21 protein-coding genes are annotated in these 22019 nt (G+C 29.6%); 19 read left to right on the top strand and 2 right to left on the bottom strand.

Going from position 1 to position 22019, the window contains the following annotated elements:
• Window positions 1–10 precede the first annotated feature (10 nt).
• The 15 genes from dxs to PTZ02_RS06525 all read left to right on the top strand — a co-directional run bounded on the left by dxs (window position 11) and on the right by PTZ02_RS06525 (window position 16358).
• Window positions 11–1870: a 1-deoxy-D-xylulose-5-phosphate synthase gene (gene dxs / locus PTZ02_RS06595; protein WP_274227005.1), complete on the top strand. Its 1860-nt coding sequence runs from the start codon at window positions 11–13 to the stop codon at window positions 1868–1870.
• A 10-nt stretch (window positions 1871–1880) separates the two neighbouring features.
• Window positions 1881–2690, top strand: coding sequence for a TlyA family RNA methyltransferase (locus PTZ02_RS06590; RefSeq protein ID WP_274227004.1), 810 nt, complete (start codon window positions 1881–1883; stop codon window positions 2688–2690).
• Window positions 2691–2707: 17 nt separating this feature from the next.
• Entirely contained in the window at window positions 2708–3571 is an 864-nt protein-coding gene (locus tag PTZ02_RS06585) for an NAD(+)/NADH kinase (protein WP_274227003.1), read from the top strand.
• The gene (locus tag PTZ02_RS06580; RefSeq protein ID WP_238882780.1) at window positions 3561–4013 is read left to right on the top strand and encodes an arginine repressor; all 453 of its coding nucleotides are present in this window, start codon (window positions 3561–3563) and stop codon (window positions 4011–4013) included. Before PTZ02_RS06585 ends, PTZ02_RS06580 begins: the two co-directional genes overlap by 11 nt.
• Before the next feature lie 18 nt (window positions 4014–4031).
• The gene (gene recN / locus PTZ02_RS06575; RefSeq protein WP_274227002.1) at window positions 4032–5732 is read left to right on the top strand and encodes a DNA repair protein RecN; all 1701 of its coding nucleotides are present in this window, start codon (window positions 4032–4034) and stop codon (window positions 5730–5732) included.
• Window positions 5733–5899: 167 nt separating this feature from the next.
• On the top strand, window positions 5900–7072 hold the full coding sequence (spoIVB, locus tag PTZ02_RS06570) for a SpoIVB peptidase (protein ID WP_274227001.1): 1173 nt from the start codon (window positions 5900–5902) through the stop codon (window positions 7070–7072).
• A gap of 257 nt (window positions 7073–7329) precedes the next feature.
• Entirely contained in the window at window positions 7330–8145 is an 816-nt protein-coding gene (gene spo0A / locus PTZ02_RS06565; RefSeq protein ID WP_274227000.1) for a sporulation transcription factor Spo0A, read from the top strand.
• Between the two features lie 427 nt (window positions 8146–8572).
• On the top strand, window positions 8573–9040 hold the full coding sequence (locus tag PTZ02_RS06560) for a hypothetical protein (protein WP_274226999.1): 468 nt from the start codon (window positions 8573–8575) through the stop codon (window positions 9038–9040).
• Window positions 9041–9117: 77 nt separating this feature from the next.
• Window positions 9118–9336 (top strand): hypothetical protein, encoded by a 219-nt coding sequence (locus tag PTZ02_RS06555; RefSeq protein ID WP_274226998.1) that lies wholly within the window; start codon window positions 9118–9120, stop codon window positions 9334–9336.
• Between the two features lie 181 nt (window positions 9337–9517).
• Window positions 9518–10042 (top strand): NUDIX hydrolase, encoded by a 525-nt coding sequence (locus PTZ02_RS06550; RefSeq protein ID WP_274226997.1) that lies wholly within the window; start codon window positions 9518–9520, stop codon window positions 10040–10042.
• Between the two features lie 302 nt (window positions 10043–10344).
• On the top strand, window positions 10345–10974 hold the full coding sequence (gene spoIIM / locus PTZ02_RS06545) for a stage II sporulation protein M (protein ID WP_274226996.1): 630 nt from the start codon (window positions 10345–10347) through the stop codon (window positions 10972–10974).
• A gap of 143 nt (window positions 10975–11117) precedes the next feature.
• The gene (locus tag PTZ02_RS06540) at window positions 11118–11996 is read left to right on the top strand and encodes a tyrosine-type recombinase/integrase (protein WP_202766374.1); all 879 of its coding nucleotides are present in this window, start codon (window positions 11118–11120) and stop codon (window positions 11994–11996) included.
• 70 nt (window positions 11997–12066) lie between these two features.
• Window positions 12067–13374, top strand: coding sequence for a pyrimidine-nucleoside phosphorylase (locus tag PTZ02_RS06535; RefSeq protein ID WP_274226995.1), 1308 nt, complete (start codon window positions 12067–12069; stop codon window positions 13372–13374).
• Between the two features lie 104 nt (window positions 13375–13478).
• The gene (locus tag PTZ02_RS06530; RefSeq protein ID WP_274226994.1) at window positions 13479–14651 is read left to right on the top strand and encodes a D-alanyl-D-alanine carboxypeptidase family protein; all 1173 of its coding nucleotides are present in this window, start codon (window positions 13479–13481) and stop codon (window positions 14649–14651) included.
• 198 nt (window positions 14652–14849) lie between these two features.
• Entirely contained in the window at window positions 14850–16358 is a 1509-nt protein-coding gene (locus PTZ02_RS06525; protein ID WP_274226993.1) for a carbohydrate-binding protein, read from the top strand.
• A gap of 163 nt (window positions 16359–16521) precedes the next feature.
• On the opposite strand, the gene PTZ02_RS06520 is transcribed toward PTZ02_RS06525, so the two are convergent.
• The gene (locus PTZ02_RS06520) at window positions 16522–17163 is read right to left on the bottom strand and encodes an HAD family hydrolase (protein ID WP_274226992.1); all 642 of its coding nucleotides are present in this window, start codon (window positions 17161–17163) and stop codon (window positions 16522–16524) included.
• 201 nt (window positions 17164–17364) lie between these two features.
• Here PTZ02_RS06520 and PTZ02_RS06515 point away from each other — a divergent pair, with 201 nt between their 5' ends.
• The 4 genes from PTZ02_RS06515 to PTZ02_RS06500 all read left to right on the top strand — a co-directional run bounded on the left by PTZ02_RS06515 (window position 17365) and on the right by PTZ02_RS06500 (window position 20565).
• Complete coding sequence (locus PTZ02_RS06515; protein ID WP_274226991.1) at window positions 17365–17793, top strand: hypothetical protein; 429 nt, start codon at window positions 17365–17367, stop codon at window positions 17791–17793.
• Between the two features lie 230 nt (window positions 17794–18023).
• Entirely contained in the window at window positions 18024–18683 is a 660-nt protein-coding gene (locus tag PTZ02_RS06510) for a manganese catalase family protein (protein WP_274226990.1), read from the top strand.
• A 43-nt stretch (window positions 18684–18726) separates the two neighbouring features.
• On the top strand, window positions 18727–18882 hold the full coding sequence (locus PTZ02_RS06505) for a DUF5670 family protein (RefSeq protein WP_274226989.1): 156 nt from the start codon (window positions 18727–18729) through the stop codon (window positions 18880–18882).
• Window positions 18883–19005: 123 nt separating this feature from the next.
• A complete protein-coding gene (locus PTZ02_RS06500; RefSeq protein ID WP_274226988.1) occupies window positions 19006–20565 on the top strand; it encodes an FAD-dependent oxidoreductase in 1560 nt (519 codons plus the stop codon).
• A 46-nt stretch (window positions 20566–20611) separates the two neighbouring features.
• Here PTZ02_RS06500 and PTZ02_RS06495 read toward each other — a convergent pair whose 3' ends face one another.
• On the bottom strand, window positions 20612–21823 hold the full coding sequence (locus PTZ02_RS06495) for an NAD(P)/FAD-dependent oxidoreductase (protein WP_274226987.1): 1212 nt from the start codon (window positions 21821–21823) through the stop codon (window positions 20612–20614).
• Window positions 21824–22019 lie beyond the last annotated feature (196 nt).

The following is a 22019-nucleotide window of genomic DNA, read 5'->3' as shown; positions in this document are numbered from 1 at the left end:
GGATGATAATATGTTTAATTTATTAGATAACATTAAAGAACCAAAGGACATAAATAATATGTCATTGAAAAGTCTAGAAGAATTATCAGTGGAAATCAGAAAATTTTTGATCGAGAGTGTGTCTAAGACAGGTGGTCATTTAGCATCAAATTTAGGTGTTGTAGAATTAACATTAAGTTTATTTAAAAATTTTGATTTTACAAAGGATAAAATTGTTTGGGATGTAGGACATCAATCTTACGTATATAAAATATTAACTGGAAGAAAAGATAAGTTCAATACATTAAGAAAATATGGAGGAATAAGTGGTTTCCCAAAAGCTTGGGAAAGTGAGTATGATTTTTTTGATACCGGACACTCATCAACCTCTATTTCTGCAGCTCTTGGCATGGCAAGAGCAAGAGATATAAAAGGAGAACACAATAAGGTTATTGCAGTAATTGGAGATGGTGCATTAACTGGTGGTATGGCTTTAGAAGCTTTAAATGATGCTGGATATAGAAAAACAGATATAATTGTGATAATAAACGATAATGGTATGAGCATATCCAAAAATGTAGGTGGATTATCTTCATACCTTAATAAGTTCAGATCCGAACCAGGATATAATAAATTAAAAAGTGACATAAATTATACATTAAGAAATTCTGAGTTAGGAAATACAATTGCTGACTCAATAGGAAAAATCAAAGATAGTTTAAAGCAATTAGTTGTCCCTTCTATGTTATTTGAAGATATGGGGTGGAAATATTTAGGCCCTATAAATGGACATGATATTAAAGAACTTAACTTTATACTTTCAAAAGCAAAAGAATTAAAAAGGCCAGTTATAATACATACTATTACTCAAAAGGGAAAAGGTTATGAATTAGCAGAAGGGAATCCGAATAAATTTCATGCAATAGGACCATTTAATTTAGGAAGCGGAGAAGTTATTGTCAAGAAAGAAATTACTTATTCAAATGCATTTAGTGAAGCCATGATTAATATAGCAGAAGAAAGAAATGATTTAGTGGCAATCACTGCAGCTATGCCAGATGGAACTGGACTAAAGGAATTTTCAAAAAGATACCCAAATAGATTTTTTGATGTTGGTATAGCAGAGCAACATGCGGTGACATTAGCAGCAGGAATAGCTAAGGGAGGACTAAGACCAGTATTTGCAGTGTACTCAACATTTTTGCAAAGGGCCTATGATCAGGTATTGCATGATGTATGTATACAAAAGTTGCCAGTTATTTTTGCTATTGATAGATCAGGTTTGGTAGGCGAAGATGGAGAAACACATCAAGGGATATTTGATATATCATATCTTTCGCATATTCCTAACTTAAATATAATGACTCCAAAATGTACATCAGAAATTTATCCAATGCTTAAATATGCATTAAGTCAAAAAGAACCTATTGCGATAAAATATCCAAGAGGAGCAGATGGAAAGACCGATTTTACTCCTTTAGAGAGTTTTTCACTTGGAAAGTGGGAAACATTAAATGAAGGTAAAGACATTGCTATTATTGCAGTAGGTAAGATGGTTGATTTTGCTATGCAGGCTAAAGATATTTTGGTTAAACAGGGATATAATCCTACCGTAATAAATGCAGCATTCATAAAACCAATTGATACTAAATTGATTGATAAGTTAATAGAGAAAAATACGATGATTTTTACAATGGAAGATAATGTTATACGAGGTGGATTTGGAGAAACAGTACTTTCATATATAAGTAAGGTTAGTTCTTCAGTAAAGGTTACTACTTTTGGGTATAATGATGATTTTGTACCTCATGGAGATGTTGACATATTATATAAGAAATATAGGTTAGATCCTCAGAGTATAAGTGAACAAATAATATATAATATGAAATAAGGAGTATACAATGGCTGAAACTAAAGAAAGATTAGATGTTCTGTTGGTTCAAAAAGGTTTTTTTGAATCAAGAGAAAAAGCTCAGGCTCAAATAATGGCTGGAAAGATCTTTATTGATGGCAGAAGAGTTGATAAGTGTGGAGAAAAAATAAAAGTTACAGCAGAAATAGAGTTTAAGGGCCAAGAAATGCCTTATGTTAGCAGAGGTGGCTATAAGCTAGAAAAAGCAATAAAGGAATTCTCTATGGATTTAAAAGAAAAAACTTGCTTAGATATTGGAGCATCAACTGGCGGTTTTACTGACTGTATGCTACAAAATGGAGCGAAAAAGGTATTTTCCATAGACGTAGGTTATGGTCAGTTTGCGTGGAAGCTAAGAACAGACCCAAGGGTCGTTTGTATGGAGAGAACTAATATCAGATACGTAACTCCAGAGGATTTAGGAGAAAAAGCAGATTTTGCATCAATCGATGTATCTTTTATTTCACTTAAAAAGATTATGCCAGCAGTTGTTTCATTACTTAGTGATAATGGTGAAGTAATTGCACTAATAAAACCACAATTTGAAGCAGGAAAAGAGAAGGTTGGTAAAAAAGGTGTTGTAAGAGAAAAAAGCACTCATAAAGAAGTTATAACATCAATTGTAAATTATTTATACGATGAAAACTTAAATATATTAGATTTAAGCTTTTCTCCTATAAAGGGACCAGAAGGTAACATGGAATTTTTAATATATTTTACTAGAAATTCAGAAGTTCAAAGTAATTTTAATCTAGAGAAAATTGAACAAATAGTAGATAGAGCACATAATGAACTTTAAAATAGATTGGAGATTTTATGAAAAAAATAGGGGTAATCATTAATCCTTCAAAAGACAAAGATGGAAAGATATTGGATGAAGTTGTTACAAAATTAAATAAAGCATATGAAAATTCACAGGTGCAAGTGGCATATAATTCTGAAAATCTTATAGAAAAATTAGATGAAGATTTAGATTTGCTTGTTGTATTAGGTGGAGATGGAACATTGATAGGGGCTTCTAGAAGACTAAATGGTTATATTAAGTGTCCAGTTATAGGAATAAATATCGGAAACTTAGGATTTTTAACTTCTGCAGATATAACTGACTTGGATAATATAATTGATAAGCTTAAAAAAGAGGATTATTTTATTCAAGATAGAATTATGTTACAAGGAAGTCTTTTAAAAGCAGGAGAAGAATTTACTCGAATAGCTCTAAATGATTTAGTAATTGCGAGGGGAACACTTTCTAGAATGGGGAAGTTTACGATTTTTGTTGATGGAGTTGAATTCACATCTTTTAAAGGAGATGGAATAATTGTTGCGTCACCAACAGGATCGTCAGCATACTCATTTTCAGCAGGTGGGCCACTAATTTTTCCTACATTAGACATAATACTTTTAACTCCTATATGTCCGCATACAAAGAATATGCACCCAATTATCTTAAAAAGCAGCTCGGAAATAACTATTTTAAGTGAAAGCTATGATGAAGAAATATATCTTTCAATAGATGGACAGAAAGCTATAAAGTTAGACAAAGAGCAAAAAGTTAAGATAAAAAGATCTGATAGTAATTGTAAGATACTTTTATTTAATGACTATGATTATTTTAAATTACTTAAGACTAAACTTTTAAATACAAATAATTATTGTGAAGGTGATGATGATGAAATCTAATAGACATCAGAAAATACTTGAGATTATTAAAGAGGTAGATATAGAAACTCAAGAAGAATTAGCAGAAGCTTTGAAAGATGCTGGATTTGATGTAACACAAGCTACAGTATCTAGGGATATTAAACTTTTAAAATTAATTAAGGTTCAAAGTTCATCTGGAAGATATAAATACGTTATGCCTACCAATGATAAAAATTCAATAGTTGATAAGCTTACATCAATATTAAAAAATTCTGTTTTACATGTAGAAAATGTAGATAAGATTGTAGTAGTGAAAACCATATCTGGCTCAGCAAATGCTGCAGCAGAGGCATTAGATACATTGGATTATAAAGATATAGCAGGAACAATTGCAGGAGATAATACGATTTTCATACTTGTTAGAACAATTGAAAATGCAGAAGAGATAGTAAGTAGTTTAAGAAAGTTAATTAATGAGTAAATTGTAAGGTGGTGTAAGATGCTATTACAATTAAGTATTAAAAATTTTGCGTTAATAGAAAAAATGACTGTAGATTTTTCAGATGGATTTAATATAATTTCAGGTGAAACAGGTGCTGGAAAATCAATTTTAATTGATGCGATAAACTTTGTATTAGGTGGAAAATTTAATAAGGATATTATTCGTACTGGAGAAGAAAAGGCTTATGTTGAAGCAATTTTTTCAGTAGAAAATGAAAAGGTAAATGAAATTTTACTTGAAAATGGTATAGATATAAACGAAGTAATAATAATTTCTAGAGAGTCATTTATAAATGGCAGAAGTATTACTAAAGTAAATGGTAAGAGTATAATTATTTCGAATTTGAAAAAAATATCTGAAAAGATTATTGATATACATGGACAACATGAAAATCAAAACTTATTAGATAAAAATAAGCATATCACTTATTTAGATAGCTTTGGAGATGATAGTCTATACACACTTATAGATGATTATAGGGAACTTAGAAGTAAGAGCTTAAATATAGAAAATGAAATACGAAAATTAGTTGGTGTTGAAGATAAAGATAAACTAATTGATTATTTAAAGTATCAAATAAGTGATATTGAAGAGGGAAAATTAAAAGAAAATGAAGAAGAGGAGCTTAAAGAAAAGCTAAGTGTATTATCAAATGCAGAGAAGATACGTTTAGCACTAAATAGCTCATATTCTCTACTGAAAGATCAAATGGATGGTAAATCAATATTAGATAATATAGGTCATGTTGTACAAGAATTGACAAGTGTAGAGAAACATATTTCTAAAATAAAAGAAATAAATGAAAGCATAAATGAGGCATTTTATTTATTAGAAGAAAATTCTAGAGAAATAGGTGCACTTATAGAAGATGTTGTTTATGATGAAGATGAGTTGTCTTATATAAATGAAAGACTTTACAAAATTGCTGGATATAAAAAGAAATATGGTCCTTCAATTGAAGAGATTTTATCTTACTATGAGAAAATTAAAAAACAATATGATGATATGATAAATATTGAAGAAAAGGTAAAATTATTAGAAAAAGAAAACAATAAAATAATTGAAGAATTACATAAAATAACGGATAAAATTAGGACAAAGAGAATAATATTTGCAAAATATTTAGAAGAAAAAATATCAAAGGAATTGAAGTTTTTGGGGCTTGAAAAATGCACCTTTAAGATTTCAATAGACGAAGATAAGAATTTTAACTATAAAGGAAAAGATATAGTTACGTTTTTAATTTCTACAAATATTGGTGAACCTTTGAAGTCTTTAGATAGGATAGTATCAGGTGGAGAGTTATCAAGAATAATGCTAGCATTGAAAGCTGTATTTGTTGAAAAGGATAATATTGAAACAATAATATTCGATGAAATAGATACTGGAATTAGTGGAAGAATAGCACAGGCTGTTGGTGAAAAAATATATGAAATTTCAAATAGGCATCAGGTTCTATGTATCACACATCTGCCACAGATAGCATGTTTATCTGATAGTCACTACTATATAACTAAAGAAGAAAAAATGGGCAAAACTTATTCAAATATCAAAATATTAAATAAAGATGAAAAAATTAATGAAATAGCTAAGATGATTGGTGGAGCTGAAATTACTAAGGTTACCATTGAACATTCAAAAGAAATAATAAAAATGGCAGATGCTTTAAAAGATAAAATGGAAATAAAAAATGCATAAAATTAGCAAAAATAGCCAAAATAAAACTGATAACATTGTTATCAGTTTTATTTTTTAGAAAATTTAAGGGATAACTATAATATTTTTGACTTTATAACAAAGTTATCACAGCATATTGTAATCTATACAAGGGTAATTTAAAGATAGAGGCGAAAGGAGGAGAAAAAATGAAAAATCAAAAAAAATCTTTGAAAAATTTAGTTTTCGCTCCCCTAATACTTCTATTAATGGTTAACTTAAATATAGGAAGTGGGATAGATAAGAGTTTATTTAGTTCGTCGAATGGTAATTCTCAAATGGCATTTTTACCAACTGATGCCGGAATAAATAATAAGCTAACAAGTTCATTAAATAGCTTAACAGTTAATAAAGTAAGCTTAAAAGATTCCGATAAAATTCAAGTTTATCCTGGAGGCGTTCCTGTAGGAATAAAGCTATCCTCAAAAGGTGTATTGGTAGTAGGTTATTCAGATATACAAATCGAAGAAAATAAAGTAGTATCGCCAGCTAAAGAAGAAGGAATAGAAATAGGAGATGTAATATTAAGAATAAACAATGAAGAGGTTGAAGACTCTCAAGATCTAATAAGAAAAGTTAGTAATAGCAGGGATGATAAGTTAGATTTTGAGATAAGTAAGTCAGGAAAAAAGATAAATAAGCAAATAACTAGAGTTAAATCCTCAGTAGACAATAAGTATAAAATTGGTTTGTGGGTTAGAGATTCAACAGCTGGTGTAGGTACATTAACATTTTATGATAAGAAAACCAATAAGTATGGAGCACTAGGTCATGCGATTATTGATGGAGATACGAATTCTATTATAGAAATAAAAAGTGGAAGTTTACTTAAATCATCAATAATAAACTTAAGAAAAAGCGAAAAGGGTGCCCCAGGTGAATTACGAGGAATTTTTGTTGAAGAAAACGAACCATTAGGAACAATAAATCAAAATACATACTGTGGAATATTTGGAGAATTAAAAGAAAATAATCAGTATATAAATAATAAGCCTATGAAGATAGCATTAAGAAATGAAATAAAAGAAGGTAAAGCACAAATTCTTACTACAATTGATGAAAATGGTCCTCAGTTATATGACATTGAAATAAGTAAATTGCTTGTGCAAGATAAACCTGGTCCTAAAAGTATGATAATAAAGGTAACTGACACAAGATTACTTTCAAAGACAGGTGGTATAGTTCAAGGAATGAGTGGTTCACCAATTATTCAAAATGGAAAGTTAATAGGAGCAGTAACACACGTATTAATAAATAACCCAGAGGTTGGTTATGGTATATATATCGAGTGGATGCTTCAAGATTCAAACATATTAAAATAATAGTAGAAAAGAGGTTCATATGTAAATAAAAAAACATATGAACCTTTTTATTTTTATGGATAATATTTAATAGAGTTATTTGTATAATTTTTATAAAAATATAGTAATAATTTTTTAATATATGTTATAATTTAATTAAAACAGTAGTAATTCTATAAAAAAATAAATTTTTATTATAATTTAGAAGGAAACTAATAACCTTTGTCGAATAATAATTAATGTAAAATTATGGTAGATAAATTGAAAGGAAGAATGTTATGCAAAACTCAAAAATATCAGTTTTAATAGCAGATGACAACAAAGAATTCTGTAATATTTTAAATGACTATCTATTAAACCAAAGGGATATTATTGTTACAGGAATTGCTAAAGATGGAATAGAGGCTTTAAAGTTGATCCAAGAAAAGAAGCCAGATTTGGTAGTTTTGGATATTATTATGCCTCATCTTGATGGACTAGGAGTTCTAGAGAGACTAGGAGCAATGGATTTAGATCCAATGCCAAGAATTATTGTATTAAGTGCAGTTGGACAAGATAAGATAACTCAAAGAGCTATTACACTAGGTGCAGATTACTATGTAGTAAAGCCTTTTGATATGGATGTTTTCACTAAGAGAATAAGACAAATGTTTAATAATACAATCTCAAGTGAAGATGTTAAGAAAAAAATGCCTGTAGCAGAATCTCAAGAAGTAAAATTAGAAACTAGAAAAGAACCAATCGATCTTGAAACAGAAATAACAAATATTATCCATGAAATTGGAGTTCCAGCTCATATTAAGGGATATATGTATTTAAGAGAAGCAATCACTATGGTTGTTAATGATATGGAATTATTATCTGCAGTGACAAAGGAATTATATCCATCTATTGCGAAGAAGTATAATACTACTGCTTCCAGAGTAGAAAGAGCAATAAGACATGCAATTGAAGTAGCTTGGGGAAGAGGTCAAGTAGATACTATTAACAAGCTATTTGGGTATACAATACACAACGACAAAGGCAAGCCAACAAACAGTGAATTTATTGCAATGGTAGCTGATAAGTTAAGGCTTAAAAACAAAGTAAGTTAAAAAGTAATGCATAGCAATTTTTTAGAGGGTATAGAGTGCTAAGATAAAAAGCAATAATTATTAAATTAAATCTAAATTTTGCAACATATTTGAGGATATAAGAGAAAAACATCCCTTGTTATCTTAGTTAGTTATTCAATTGATTAAGAAGATAGGGGATGTTTTATTGTATGATAGAAAATCAAATTAAAAGCTTAAAAGCTATATTTAAATAAGTTAACTTTAAATGCCAGTATTATTTTATTAACGCAAGTCAATTAATAAAAATGAGAAAAAGTGTTGATGTTTTAACTTTTTAGGATTAGAATTAAATAGCTAAATTTTACTTTGTATTAGTTTTATATATGTATTTTTTATACAAAAGCATATTACTAATGATGTTTAAAGTTACAAAAGATAAAGTCAAAAAAATAAAGGTGGAGGAAATATGGCATATAACGTAATTGATTTAATTGATAAAGCAATTTTAATTGATCAGAGAAGAATAAAAATGTATGAAAATATAGCTAAAGAGAATGCTGAAGTTCCTTCTATAAAAGTTATATCAAAGGTATTAATTAAACAAGTTAAAAAGACCATCGAGTATTATGAGGCTGTTAAAGAGGAAGCTAAGGGATTAGAATTAGATGAAATAGACTTTTATGTTTATGACAAAATAGCCTTCATAATTAATGAATTCAGCAAAAAACTTGATGTGCCAGAAATTCATAATGTAAATGAATTTTTGTTATCTTCTCTTAATCTTAACAAAGATCTTAAGGCATTATTTATAGACGTTCAAGGAAGATTTGTAAAAAGCGAAAAGGATGTAAAATCTGAAACATACAGAATATTGTCGTTAGCGATAAAAAATAAAGAGAAACAGATTAAGGCTTTAGAAGAGCTTATAAAATGAAATATTAAATTATAAATTATAAAGGTTATTGAAAAGATTAAATGAATAATATATAAGTATAAAGTGGAGGGGTTTTTATGGCTGTAAAATTAATAATGGACAGTGGTAAAGAATATGTTTTGAGTAATGAAAATATAACTGTATCTGATATAATAGATATCTGTTATGAAAAGGAAGAAGTTAAAGATGAAGCTGGAAATATAATTTCAATTAATAAAAAAACCAATAAGTTTTTTAATATTGATATGAATACTGCAGTTCATACTAGTCATATTTCTTCTATTGAACAACTATAGGGTTTTTTATAGGAAACTTAACTTATACTTGTTTGAAAATGTCGGCTTCTAGACATTTTCAGGCATGAATAAGTTAATAGTTGAACTTAAAACCCTATATAAGAAAAATAATAGCATAAATTGGCTTTTTAATATTAATAGCAATCGAGTACTTATATGGCTAAAGTTAAGGAGATAGGTTATGGATTTAATAGAAAAAACATTAAAAACCACATTAATACATAAGGGTAGTTTTTTGGTTTATGAAAATGTAGAAGTACTATTACCAGATGGAAATATTGCGACAAGAGATATTTTAAGACATCCAGGTGGAGTAGCTATAATAGCTTTCACAGATAATAATAAAATTCTTTTAGTAGAACAATATAGAAAACCGCTAGATGAAATAACATTAGAAATTCCAGCAGGAAAAATAGATAAAGGTGAAGATCCTTTGCATACTGCAAAAAGGGAACTAGAAGAAGAAACTGGATACAAGTCAGATAATATAGAATTTTTAGGGAAAATTGCAACTGCGCCTGGTTTTTGCGATGAATATTTATATATATATTCTGCTAAAGACTTAAGAAATGGAATTAAGCAAGGTGATGAAGACGAATTTATTAATGTTAAAGAGTATTCTTTAGAAGAACTAAAAGATATGATAAAACAAGGAATAATTAAGGATGGCAAAACTTTAGCAGCATTATTATATACAATGATTTAACCTGTTTTAAAATACAGACTCATAATTTGAGTCTGTATTTTTTTTTTCTCTTTAGGAATTTATAATATTTTAATGTTGTGATAAAAATATAAGTTTGAATTATAATCTAAGGATTCAATTCATATCCCTAAAGAGTAAAAAAAGAATTAGTCGCCTGCCAGTTTTTCCTCACATGCGTTTGGAAAGGCAGATGCGAGAAAAAAATTGACGGCTCATAATCGCCTTAGCAATTTTTTTATTATGTAGAGAATAAATCTTAATGGGTACTCATAAAAATAATTATGGTAACAAGGAGGGGTATGATGAGTGAGATAAAAAATATAATGGAAGATAACATAAGGAATAATAAAGTGGCATATTTAGCAACTTTTCTATTTTTTTCAATAGGTGTAGTTTTAGGTGCCTATACTATTAAATACATGGGAGAAAATAATACAACTGAATTAAATAAATATTTTTCAACATTTATTTCTTCATTAGGAGATAAATCAATTAATTATAATGAAATTTTTCTATCCTCATTTAAAAGTAATTTTACACTATTTGGAATAATTTTTATATCCGGAATATTTATATTAGGTTTTCCTTTTTTGCTATTAGCTAACCTTTGGAAAGGGTACACGGTAGGGTTTACATTTTCATTTCTATTAACTACCTATGAATATAAAGGTATTGGACTAGCTATTGGTGCCGTAATTCCCCAGAACATAATTATAGTGCCGGTAATGCTGTTTTTTAGTTCTATGTTCTTAAATATGTCAATAGGAAAGTTGGTAGCTTTAAGGAATAAAGGTAAAAAAATATCTTTTGAAATGAGAGAGTTTGGGAATATATTGATAATTTTTTCCATATTATTGGGTATAGGAATATTTATTGAAACTTTTATCAGCCCTAATTTAATAAAACTTATTATTACCCAATTTTACAGTTAAAATATGTTTCAGGGTTTAAGTTGAAATATTGGTTTATGGGAACATAAAAATTTTCTAGCCCTCAATTTTTATGCAACGTAGACTGAAATTTATTGCTAAAACTCTTAAGATCTTTAATTCAATCAATTTTATGGGAGAGTAAAATGAAGGAGATATTAAAAAAATATGAGGAATATTTACGGGAAAGTTCAAAAAGCAAGAATACGGTTTTAGCTTATGTAACAGATATTACCCTGTATAATAAATTCTTAAGAGACAGAAAGATTGAATTGTTAGATACAGATGAAAAAACTATCACTAATTATATTAATTTTTTGGTACAAGAAGGTAAAAGTGAAAGAAGTATAAATAGAATAATTATTTCTATAAGAAACTTTTACGGTTTTATGAAAAAGAGTTCATTGATTAAAGAAATACCAGAAATTAATTATAAAACAACAAATTTGACTAAAAGAATTCCAGAAATATTGACAGTTGAAGAAATTGATAGGATAATCAATATTGTAGAGAACGATAGTATTAAAGGTATTAGAGACAAGGCTCTCTTAGAAGTTATGTATGCAACTGGTATGAAAGTTAGCGAGTTAACTTCATTAAAATTACAAGATATTAATATGGAACTCTCATATGTAAATTGTACAGATAATAGAAATACTGAGAGATTAATTCCTATAGGTTCATCTGCAGTAAAAGCATTAAAAGTTTATTTGGCTGAAAGAGATAGGATTAGCTATTTAAATTCCCCATATGTTTTCATTAATTTAAATGGGAATAAGCTTACAAGACAAGGTGTTTGGAGAATTGTAAAATCATATTGCGAAAGAGCAGGGATAAGTAAAACAGTAAACTTAAATACCTTTAGACATTCTTTTGCGGTTCATTTATTGCAAAATGGTGCTAATGTAAGGGCAGTACAAAAACTTTTAGGCAATCAAGTGTTAACTTATATGGATACCTATTATGAAATAATTAACTCTGACAGACTTAATATAATTTATAAAAGGTCACATCCAAGAGCATAAATGGGACATTTATTTTGTCCCTTTATTAGATAATAATATGTTAGCGATTACACATAAGGAGGAATTATATATGAGAATGTACGATATTATTCAAAAAAAGAGAAACGGAAATGAGCTTACAAAGGAGGAAATAGATTTCTTCGTAAATGGGTATACTGATGGATCAATTCCAGACTATCAGGTATCTGCATTACTTATGTCAATATATTTTCAGAAGATGAATAAAAGAGAGACAGCTGATTTAACAATGGCAATGGTAAACTCAGGAGACATTTTAGATCTTAATGCTATTGAAGGAATTAAGGTAGATAAACATTCTACTGGAGGGGTTGGAGACACTACTACAATGGTTTTAGGACCTCTTGTAGCTTCATTAGGTATACCTGTAGCAAAGATGTCTGGTAGAGGTCTTGGACATACTGGTGGTACTATAGATAAGTTAGAATCCTTCCCAGGTTTTTCAATGGATTTAAGTAAAGATAAATTCATTGAAAATGTAAATAAACATAAAATTGCATTAGCAGCTCAAACAGGAAACTTAGCTCCAGCAGATAAGAAATTATATGCTTTAAGAGATGTAACTGCTACTGTAGATAATGTTTCTCTTATTGCATCAAGTATAATGTCTAAGAAAATAGCAGCAGGTGCTGACGCAATTGTATTAGACGTTAAGGTTGGAGAAGGCGCTTTTATGAAGGATATTGAAAGTGCAAGATATTTGGCAAAAGAAATGGTTGAAATAGGAAAGAATGTAGGAAGAAAAACTGTAGCAATTATTTCAGATATGGATGAGCCACTTGGATATGGTATAGGCAATGCTCTTGAAGTAAAAGAGGCCATTGACACATTAAAGGGAAACGGTCCAAAGGATTTAGAAGAGTTATGTTTAACCTTAGGAAGTTATATGGTCGTTCTTGCAGGCAAAGCTAATACAGTTGACGAGGCAAAAGAGCTATTAATTAAAAATATAGAAAATGGTAAAGCCTTAGATAAATTTAAAGAATTTGTTGAAGCTCAAGGAGGAGATTCTGAACTTATTGATAACCCAGAAAAACTACTTGATGCTAAATACATAATTCCTGTGGTGTCTAAAAAAGAAGGATATATAAATAAGATTCATGCAGAAAAAGTTGGACTAATTGCTATGGAATTAGGTGCTGGTAGAGCTACGAAAGAAGCAACTATAGATCTTTCAGTAGGCATAGTACTTCATAAGAAAAAAGGTGACTATGTTAAGAGTGGAGATGTACTCGCTGAAATCTACGCAAATGATAAAGAAAAAGCTGATAAGGCTGTAGAAGACCTACTAAATAATTATGAAATTCAGCAAGGCGAAAATGTGACTAAGACATTAATTTACGATGTGATTACTGAATAATATAATTTTAAATATATAAAAATAAAAAGGCTATTATAGCCTTTTTATTTTTGGTATTATTATTTTTTTTTTGGTAAAAATACTTTTTGAAGGGAGGATTGCAAATGATAAAGTTCAACAATAAACTAATAGCAAAAATATTAATTGTAACAAGCATCTTTTCAATGATAAGTATTCCAGCTATGGCAGCAGAGCCGGAGTCAGGAATAAATGTTGAAGCAAAAAGCGCTATGCTAATTGAGCCAACTACAGGAAAAGTGATTTTTGAAAAAAATTCTCACGAAAAGTTTGCACCAGCATCAGTAACTAAAATAATGACTATGCTGCTTGCTATGGAAGCTATTGATTCAGGAAAGATAAAATTATCTGATAAAATTACAGCTTCTGAAAATGCAAAGAAAATGGGTGGTAGCACTATGCTACTAGATACTGGTGAAGTAAGAACTGTTGAAGAAATCTTAAAAGGAATTGCAATTGCATCTGGAAATGATGCTGCAGTTGCTATGGCAGAATATCTTGCAGGTACTGAGGAAGCATTTGTAGGAAGAATGAATGAGAGAGCAAAAGAACTAGGTATGAAAGATACAACTTTCAAAAACTGTACAGGATTGCCAGCAGATGGACACATGACAACTGCAAATGATATTTCAATAATGTCAATGGAATTATTAAAGCATCCAACAATTTTAAAATACTCTGGAATATATATGGAGACAATATCAGAGGGAAGAAAAAGCCCAATCGAACTAGTAAATCATAATAAACTAGTAAGATTTTTTAAAGGTTGTGATGGATTAAAAACTGGATATACAGCAGAAGCAAAATATTGTATATCTGCAACAGCATCTCGTGAAGGTGTAAGAATGCTTGCAGTTATTATGGGAGCACCTACATTCAAAATAAGAAATAGAGACGCTTCAATGTTATTAAATTTTGGTTTTTCAAAATTTGAGGGTAAGAAAGTTCTTGATAAAGATGGAGATGTGGTGAAGGTACCATTAAATAAAGCAGGAGATAAATTCTTTATAGCAAAAGCCAAAGCTGATTTAGTGGTTGTATTACCAAGAGGAGTTAATGAAAAACTAGAACAAAAGATTGTATTAGATGAAAGTAAGAAAGCATATGCAAAAGGAGAAACCATAGGTACTTGTGAATATTATCTTGGAAAAGATAAAGTTGGAGAAGTTGAGATATATTCAGATAGGGACGTTAAGAAAGGTGGATTCTTTGATAATCTAAAATATAATTTTAAAAACTTATTTAAAGGTGGAGTTTAATAATGGAGGCCCTAAGCTTTTATAAATGCTTAGGGCTTTATTTTATCAAAATTTTTAATAAAAAATTAAATAACTTTAAAATATTGCCAGAAACATATTGTAAATTATGTATAATAATGGTATAGTGTACGCATGGGATAGTAATTAATTAGAACTTAAAATATTGACATAAATAAAAATGAAAGGAGTTTGATTAAAATGAAAAAAGGTCTTAAACTACTATTCCCCACGTTGTTAGCAGTAATACTACTATTTACTTTAATACCTGGCTATAGTACTGTTGCAGCCACTTCTCTTAATACTAGACTCTTAGTTGGTTATTGGCACAATTTTGATAATGGTACAGGGATAATAAACCTTAGGAATGTATCCTCAAAATGGGATGTTATCAATGTAGCATTTGGAGAATCAGGTGGAGATAGATGCACCATGCAATTCTCTCCGGTTACAGGTTCTGACGCAGATTTCAAGTCTGACATTGCTTATCTAAACAGCTTAGGTAAAAAAGTTGTCCTTTCAATAGGGGGACAAAATGGAGTAGTTCTTTTACCTGATAGTGCTTCAAAACAAAAATTCGTTAACTCTATGATTTCAATTATTGACAAGTATGGGTTTAATGGTATCGATATTGACCTTGAATCTGGTATCGTATTAAACGGAGGAGATAATGATTTTAAAAATCCTAATACTCCTCAGATAGTAAATCTAATATCAGCAATTAGAGAAATCAGTGATCATTATGGTTCTAATTTCATAGTTAGTATGGCTCCTGAAACTGCATATGTGCAAGGTGGATATACAGCCTACGGGAATATATGGGGAGCATATTTACCAATTATTTATGGTATAAGGGACAAGCTTACCTACATTCATGTTCAGCATTATAATGCAGGTAGTGGAGCAGGTCTTGACGGAAAAACTTATACTCAAGGTACAGCAGATTATGAAGTTGCCATGGCAGAGATGTTACTTCATGGATTTCCTATAGCAGGAAACTCAAGTAATGTATTTCCTGCACTTAGACAAGATCAAGTTATGATTGGTCTTCCAGCAAGCGCTGCAGCAGCTCCAAGTGGAGGATATATAAGCCCAACTGAAATGAAAAAAGCTCTAGATTATATAATTAAGGGTGTTTCATATGGAGGAACCTATAAACTTGTTAATTCAAGTGGATATACTGGATTTAGAGGACTAATGACTTGGTCAATAAATTGGGATGCAAAAAATAATTATGAATTCTCAAACAATTATAGAGCATATTTTGACGGTGTAAATCCACCACCTGTAACTACTGTTCCGGCAGTGCCAACAGGTTTGTCAGGAGCTTCAGTTAGTTCATCGCAAATAAATGTAAGTTGGAATCTAGTTTCAAATGCAACTAGCTATGACATTAGTGTAGATGGTAATATAATTACAAATGTAACTAGTCCATATCAAAATAAAAATTTAGTAGCAGATTCAAATCATACGTATATGGTAAGAGCAGTGAATTCTGCAGGCACAAGTGCTTGGTCATCATCAATTACAGTTAAAACGCAAGCAGATAATACAAACCCAGGTGGTGTACTAGCATGGGCTCCAAATACAGCATATAAGGTTGGAGATTTAGTAACTTATAACGGAATAACTTATGTTTGTTTACAAGGTCATACTTCTCTAATAGGCTGGGAACCACCAAATGTTCCTGCCCTTTGGAAAGCCCAGTAGATTTTATTGTAAATATTTAACGTTAGGGAGGCCAGTAATTCTGGCTTCCTTTTTTATAGATTTTTATATGTGTAAATATAGTAGGGTGTGTTTAAAAGTCCAGCAAGTTTATTTGCTGGACTTTAGTTCGTATTAATTAAATGCAAATTATACATTTTTTGAATTATCTAGATAATATATATTTAAGAATATCCGCTAAATCATCTGTATCTACTGAATACTTTGCTCTCATTTTGACTTTTGAAGGACTATTTATGGCTATGGATTTTCCACAATAATCAAACATTGGAATATCTGTTGAACCATCTCCAATAGCAATACACTCTTCTGGTTTAATACCATTATTTTTACAGAAATCTTGTAAACAAGAGATCTTTTGTTCTGCTGAAATATAATTCAGAATTTTACCAGTAAATATCCCTTCAATTACCTCATAATCGCTCCCATAATAATAGTCGAATCCCCAAATACTAGATACAACTTTGGCTACTTGCTTTGGACCGACAGTAATTACAATACATTTTATATTTTGCTCATGCAATGCTTCAACTACACTTTTGATATTTTTTATAGGTTTTGCAATTTTTAGAAAAGATTCAGCTATTTTATATTCTTCAAGACCTAATAGTAATTCAGCTCTATGATAATCTGCTAAAATGTAGTCAAGAATCCCTTCCTCTTCCTGTTGTTGAATGAGAGAGTGTTCTTTTTCTTTACCATTTAAAATACATGGTAACATAACAGAATGAATTTCTTTAATTAGAGTATCATCTAAATCAAAACAAACAAGTTTCGATTGTATCATTAAACATACATCTCCTATCATTATTTTTAAGTTAGCTTACAGAGCTTAATAATTTGCAACAGTTCATATATTTAATAATACCATAATATTACAAATTCGTATTTGTTCGTGGATTTATACATAATTAGCTTTAATATATCTATTGAAATGTAAGAATAAATTTTTTGAAATTTACACAAATTATTATAGGAGGTGATATTTATGGATGCAAATAATGAGTTATTAAATTATATTTATCAAAATGCTGAGATGGGTGAAAGTACAATAAAACAATTAATTCCTATGGTAAATGATCAAGCATTTAAAAACAATCTGCAATCACAATTAAATGAGTATAAAACAATATTTGATATTGCTGATAGAAAGCTTAAAGAGCTTAATAGTGAGTCAAAAGGAATTGGTACATTAACTAAGGTTTCTACATATATAATGATTAACATAAATACACTTGTTAACAAAACTCCTTCTCATATTGCAGAAATGTTAATAAGAGGTAGTACCATGGGTATTATAGATATTACAAAGAGAATAAAAGATTATAAGCAACAAGATAAACAAATTCTTGATGTTGCAAATAGACTATTAAAATTTGAGGAGAGAAATGTTGATGAATTAAAAGGCTTTCTATAAAGTCCAATATATTATGTTTAAATTAAATAATTATAAGTTCATTTTTCATATATATTCCATTTATGCAGTTGGTACTCATAGGTATTTTATAGGAAACTTAACTTGTTCTTACATGAATCAGTTATTAGTTAAACTTAAGCCCTATACCAGCTGTTTTTTTATTAATGTATATATTATTAAAAAATAGAAAAACTAATATAGAATACATGATATGTGTGGGAGGTGTATAAATGTTTAAGCATGAAAAGAAGTTACTAAGAGACGTTAGAGTAGAGAAACCAAATCCCCAATATGCTGTATTGATGCAAGAACAATTAGGTGGTGCCAACGGGGAATTAAAAGCAGCTTTACAATATATATCACAAAGCTTTAGAGTAAAGGATCAAGCAATAAAAGATTTATTTTTAGATATAGGTGCAGAAGAATTAAGTCATATGGAAATGGTATCACAAACAATAAATTTATTAAATGGCCATGATGTTAACTATAATGGTGTGGATGTAGGAGAAATACAATCACATGTGTTATCTGGTTTATCGCCTGTATTGATAAATTCTTCAGGTGCTCCATGGACTGCTAATTATGTAACAGTCACTGGTGATTTAGTTGCTGATCTACTCTCCAACATAGCTTCAGAACAAAGAGCTAAGGTGGTTTATGAATATTTATATAGACAAATAAATGATAAATATGTAAAGGAAACTATAGATTTTCTATTGAACCGTGAAGAGGCACATAATGCCTTATTTAGGGAAGCATTAAATAGAGTAAAAGATACAGGCTCAAATAAAGACTTTGGTGTTACTGAAGATTCTAAACTTTATTTCGATTTATCAACACCAGGAAAATATTTTGATTCTCCTGAAGTAAAAAAACCTGAATTTGTATAATGAATTAATTATATAAAAATTTAAAAGTGAAAGGGTGAATGCTATGACTCTTCTTAGATGGCTAGGTGCTATTGTTGTTGCAGTTTGGCTTTTAGGTTTAATCTTTAGAATTGGTGGAGTACTCATACATTGGTTACTTCTAGCAGCTGCAATTGTATTTATAGTAGATTTATTTGTTGGCAGAAAAGAAAAATTATGATTTTATAACAGGAAGACTTACTTTTTAAAGTAAGTCTTTTTTTATTCTATATTGTTATTATCATATGAATAATTTGGCAAGAGTTTCAAATACTAACATTGTAATAATGAAAGGAGGAGAATCATGAATAAAACAACAAGTGATTCGAGCTTACTTGAAGGAATAAATTCTTATTGGATTGATTCAACCAATAAAACTAATTATGACTCAATAAAAGAAGATATTAAAGTTGATGTAGTCATTATAGGCGGAGGAATAGTGGGTATCACATCTGCTTATATTCTAAAAAAACAGGGACTTAAGGTTGCAGTTATAGAAGCTAGTAGAATTGGTACAGGAACAACAGGTCATACCACAGCAAAAGTTACTTCACAACATAATCTAATATATAACAAAATAATTAATTCTATGGGAATAGAAAAGGCAAGACAATATGCAGAAGCAAATGAGTCCTCTATTGATTTTATAGAAAGTATTAAAAATGAACTTAATATAGATTGTGATTTTGAAAGAGCACCATCTTATGTGTATACAAATGATGAAAGCTATATAAATAAAATTGAAAAAGAAGTAGAAGCTGCATCAAAGCTTGGAATAAAAGCAAAATACACAGAAGAATTACCTTTTGATTATAAAATAAAAGCTGCTGTTATTTTCGAGAATCAAGCTCAATTTCATCCTAGAAAATATATTTTACCTATGGCGGAAGAGATTCAAGGGGATGGAAGCTATATATTTGAAAATACAGAGGCATGTGAACTTGAAGAGGGTAATCCTATTAATATTGTAACTGGAAATGGAAAGAAGGTTATGGCACCAAAGGTCATTATAGCTTCGCATTTTCCTTTTTACGATGGATTAGGATTGTATTTTGCAAGGCTTAGACCTGAAAGATCTTATATAGTAGGAACAATAATAAAAGAGAAATTCCCTAATGCTATGTTTATAAATGCAGAGAAACCAACACGTTCTCTAAGAGCGCAGAGGGATAAGGAAAAACAACTAATTTTAGTTGGGGGAGAAAGTCATAAAGTAGCACATGGTGAGGATTTTAATAAGCATTATGACACCTTAAAAGAGTTTGCAAAATCTATATTTACTGTTGAAGATTTCCCGTACCAGTGGTCTACTCAGGATTATATAACAATTGATGATGTACCATATGCTGGAAGGCTAACTATGACAAAAGAAAATATTTACGTTGCAACAGGGTTTGGAAAATGGGGCATGACTAATGGCACTACAGCTGCAAGAATAATATGCGATATAATACTTGATAAAAAGAATCCTTGGAAAGATGTATATAATCCATCAAGAGCTTTTACTATGAAAGCATATAAAAATCTAATTGTTGAGAACTTTGATGTTGCCAAAGAACTTGTTGCTGGCAAGATAAAACAAGGTGAGGATGGATTAAAACTTGAATGTGGTGAAGGAAAAGTTGTTGAACTAGATAATAATAAATATGGGGCGTATAAGGATATGGAAGGCAATATACATATAGTAAATACAACTTGTACTCATGTTGGATGTGAATTAAAATGGAATGACGCAGAGCACTCATGGGATTGCCCATGCCATGGCTCAAGATTTTCCTATGATGGTGAAATTTTAGAAGGCCCGGCTACACATAAATTGATGCACTATAAGGAAGGAAAAAATACAATAGATCCTAATTTGTAACATACAAATACCTGCATATATATAATGCAGGTATTTGATTTTATATTTAGCTTTTAATTTTATCAATAAACTCATGTACGGAAATATTATTAAATTCACTAAGTTTAACTTCTGTGCTATTTTCAATAAGTTTTTTTATTGTTAAAAAGGTTTTAAGATCACCTATTATTATTGCACCAATAATATGATTGTTTTGAAGAAGAACTTTATAATATCTATTTTTACTAGCATCAGTCTCTACTAGGAGTAGACTATCTGATTTTTCTTCTACATCACCGATTGAATATATAGACATATTAAAGGTTTCTAAAGAAGTTACTGGAAGAGGGGGCTGAAATATAGTATTTTCATTACAAATGTTAAGCCCAGCGACTTTACCTTGTCTAGTGGATATGTCCCAAAGTCCGTAGATTCTATTATTAAATTCACAAATGTCACCTGCAGCATATATATTGTCAAATGAAGTTTGCATTCTCTCATTAACTAAAATGCCTTTATTTATTTTTAAATTTGTATTTTTAACAATTTCTGTATTAGGTGAAATTCCAATTGAGTAAATGACCATATCACAATTAGCTTTTATTCCTGATTTTGTTACATATCCTTTGACTTTATCTTCGCCAAGAATTTCATCTATTTCACTTGAAAGCATAACCTTAACTCCATTGCTTTCTAAGGTTCTCCTAAGTTTTTCTGATGCAAATATATCAAGTTGTCTTGGCATTAGTCTTGGTGCAAGTTCGCTGACTGTCACTTTTTTCCCAAAGTTACTTAAAGAAGTAGCCATTTCAAGGTTTTGAATCCCACCACCAATCAATAAAATTGTGTCACTTCTTTTAATATAATCTATAATTTTATAAGCATTGTTTAGGCTTCTTAATGTAAATACCCCTAATTTATGTATCCCTCGAATATTAGGGATTATGTTATCAGCACCAGTAGCCAAAAGAAGCTTTGAATAAGAAACAGTACCCTCATTGCTTAAAATAATTTCCTCACTTTCGGGAGACAATTTTGTTACCTTTGAATTTAAGTGAAGATCTACATTATTATTTTTGTACCAATCTTTCTTTTGAATTAATATTTCTTCTTCATTTAAGTTATCTAAGATCTTTTTAGATATTTTCGGACGATAATATGGAAAATAAGCTTCTTCACTGTATACATGAATCTCACTATCAGAATCAATAGAACGTATTGATTTAATAGCAGAGACTGAAGCAGCACCACAACCGACTATAACAATTTTTTCCTTCAAGGAAATCACCTCTTATTTAAGAAATCTACTATAGTATTCCAATTTCTATATACTGATTATACATGAACATTAGAAAAATTTAGAATATTTAACTAGGATTATGTAACAATGGTTACATATTAAATAAGAAAAATTTGTTATTATTAAACAAAGTGTGATATGAATCATATTAATTCCTAAACCTAAGAATTTATAA

Source organism: Clostridium sp. 'White wine YQ' (assembly GCF_028728205.1).
In the GTDB taxonomy this organism is placed as follows: domain Bacteria; phylum Bacillota; class Clostridia; order Clostridiales; family Clostridiaceae; genus Clostridium_T.
Note: the sequence above shows the minus strand (reverse complement) of the source record. Positions and strands in the feature narration are given on the sequence as shown.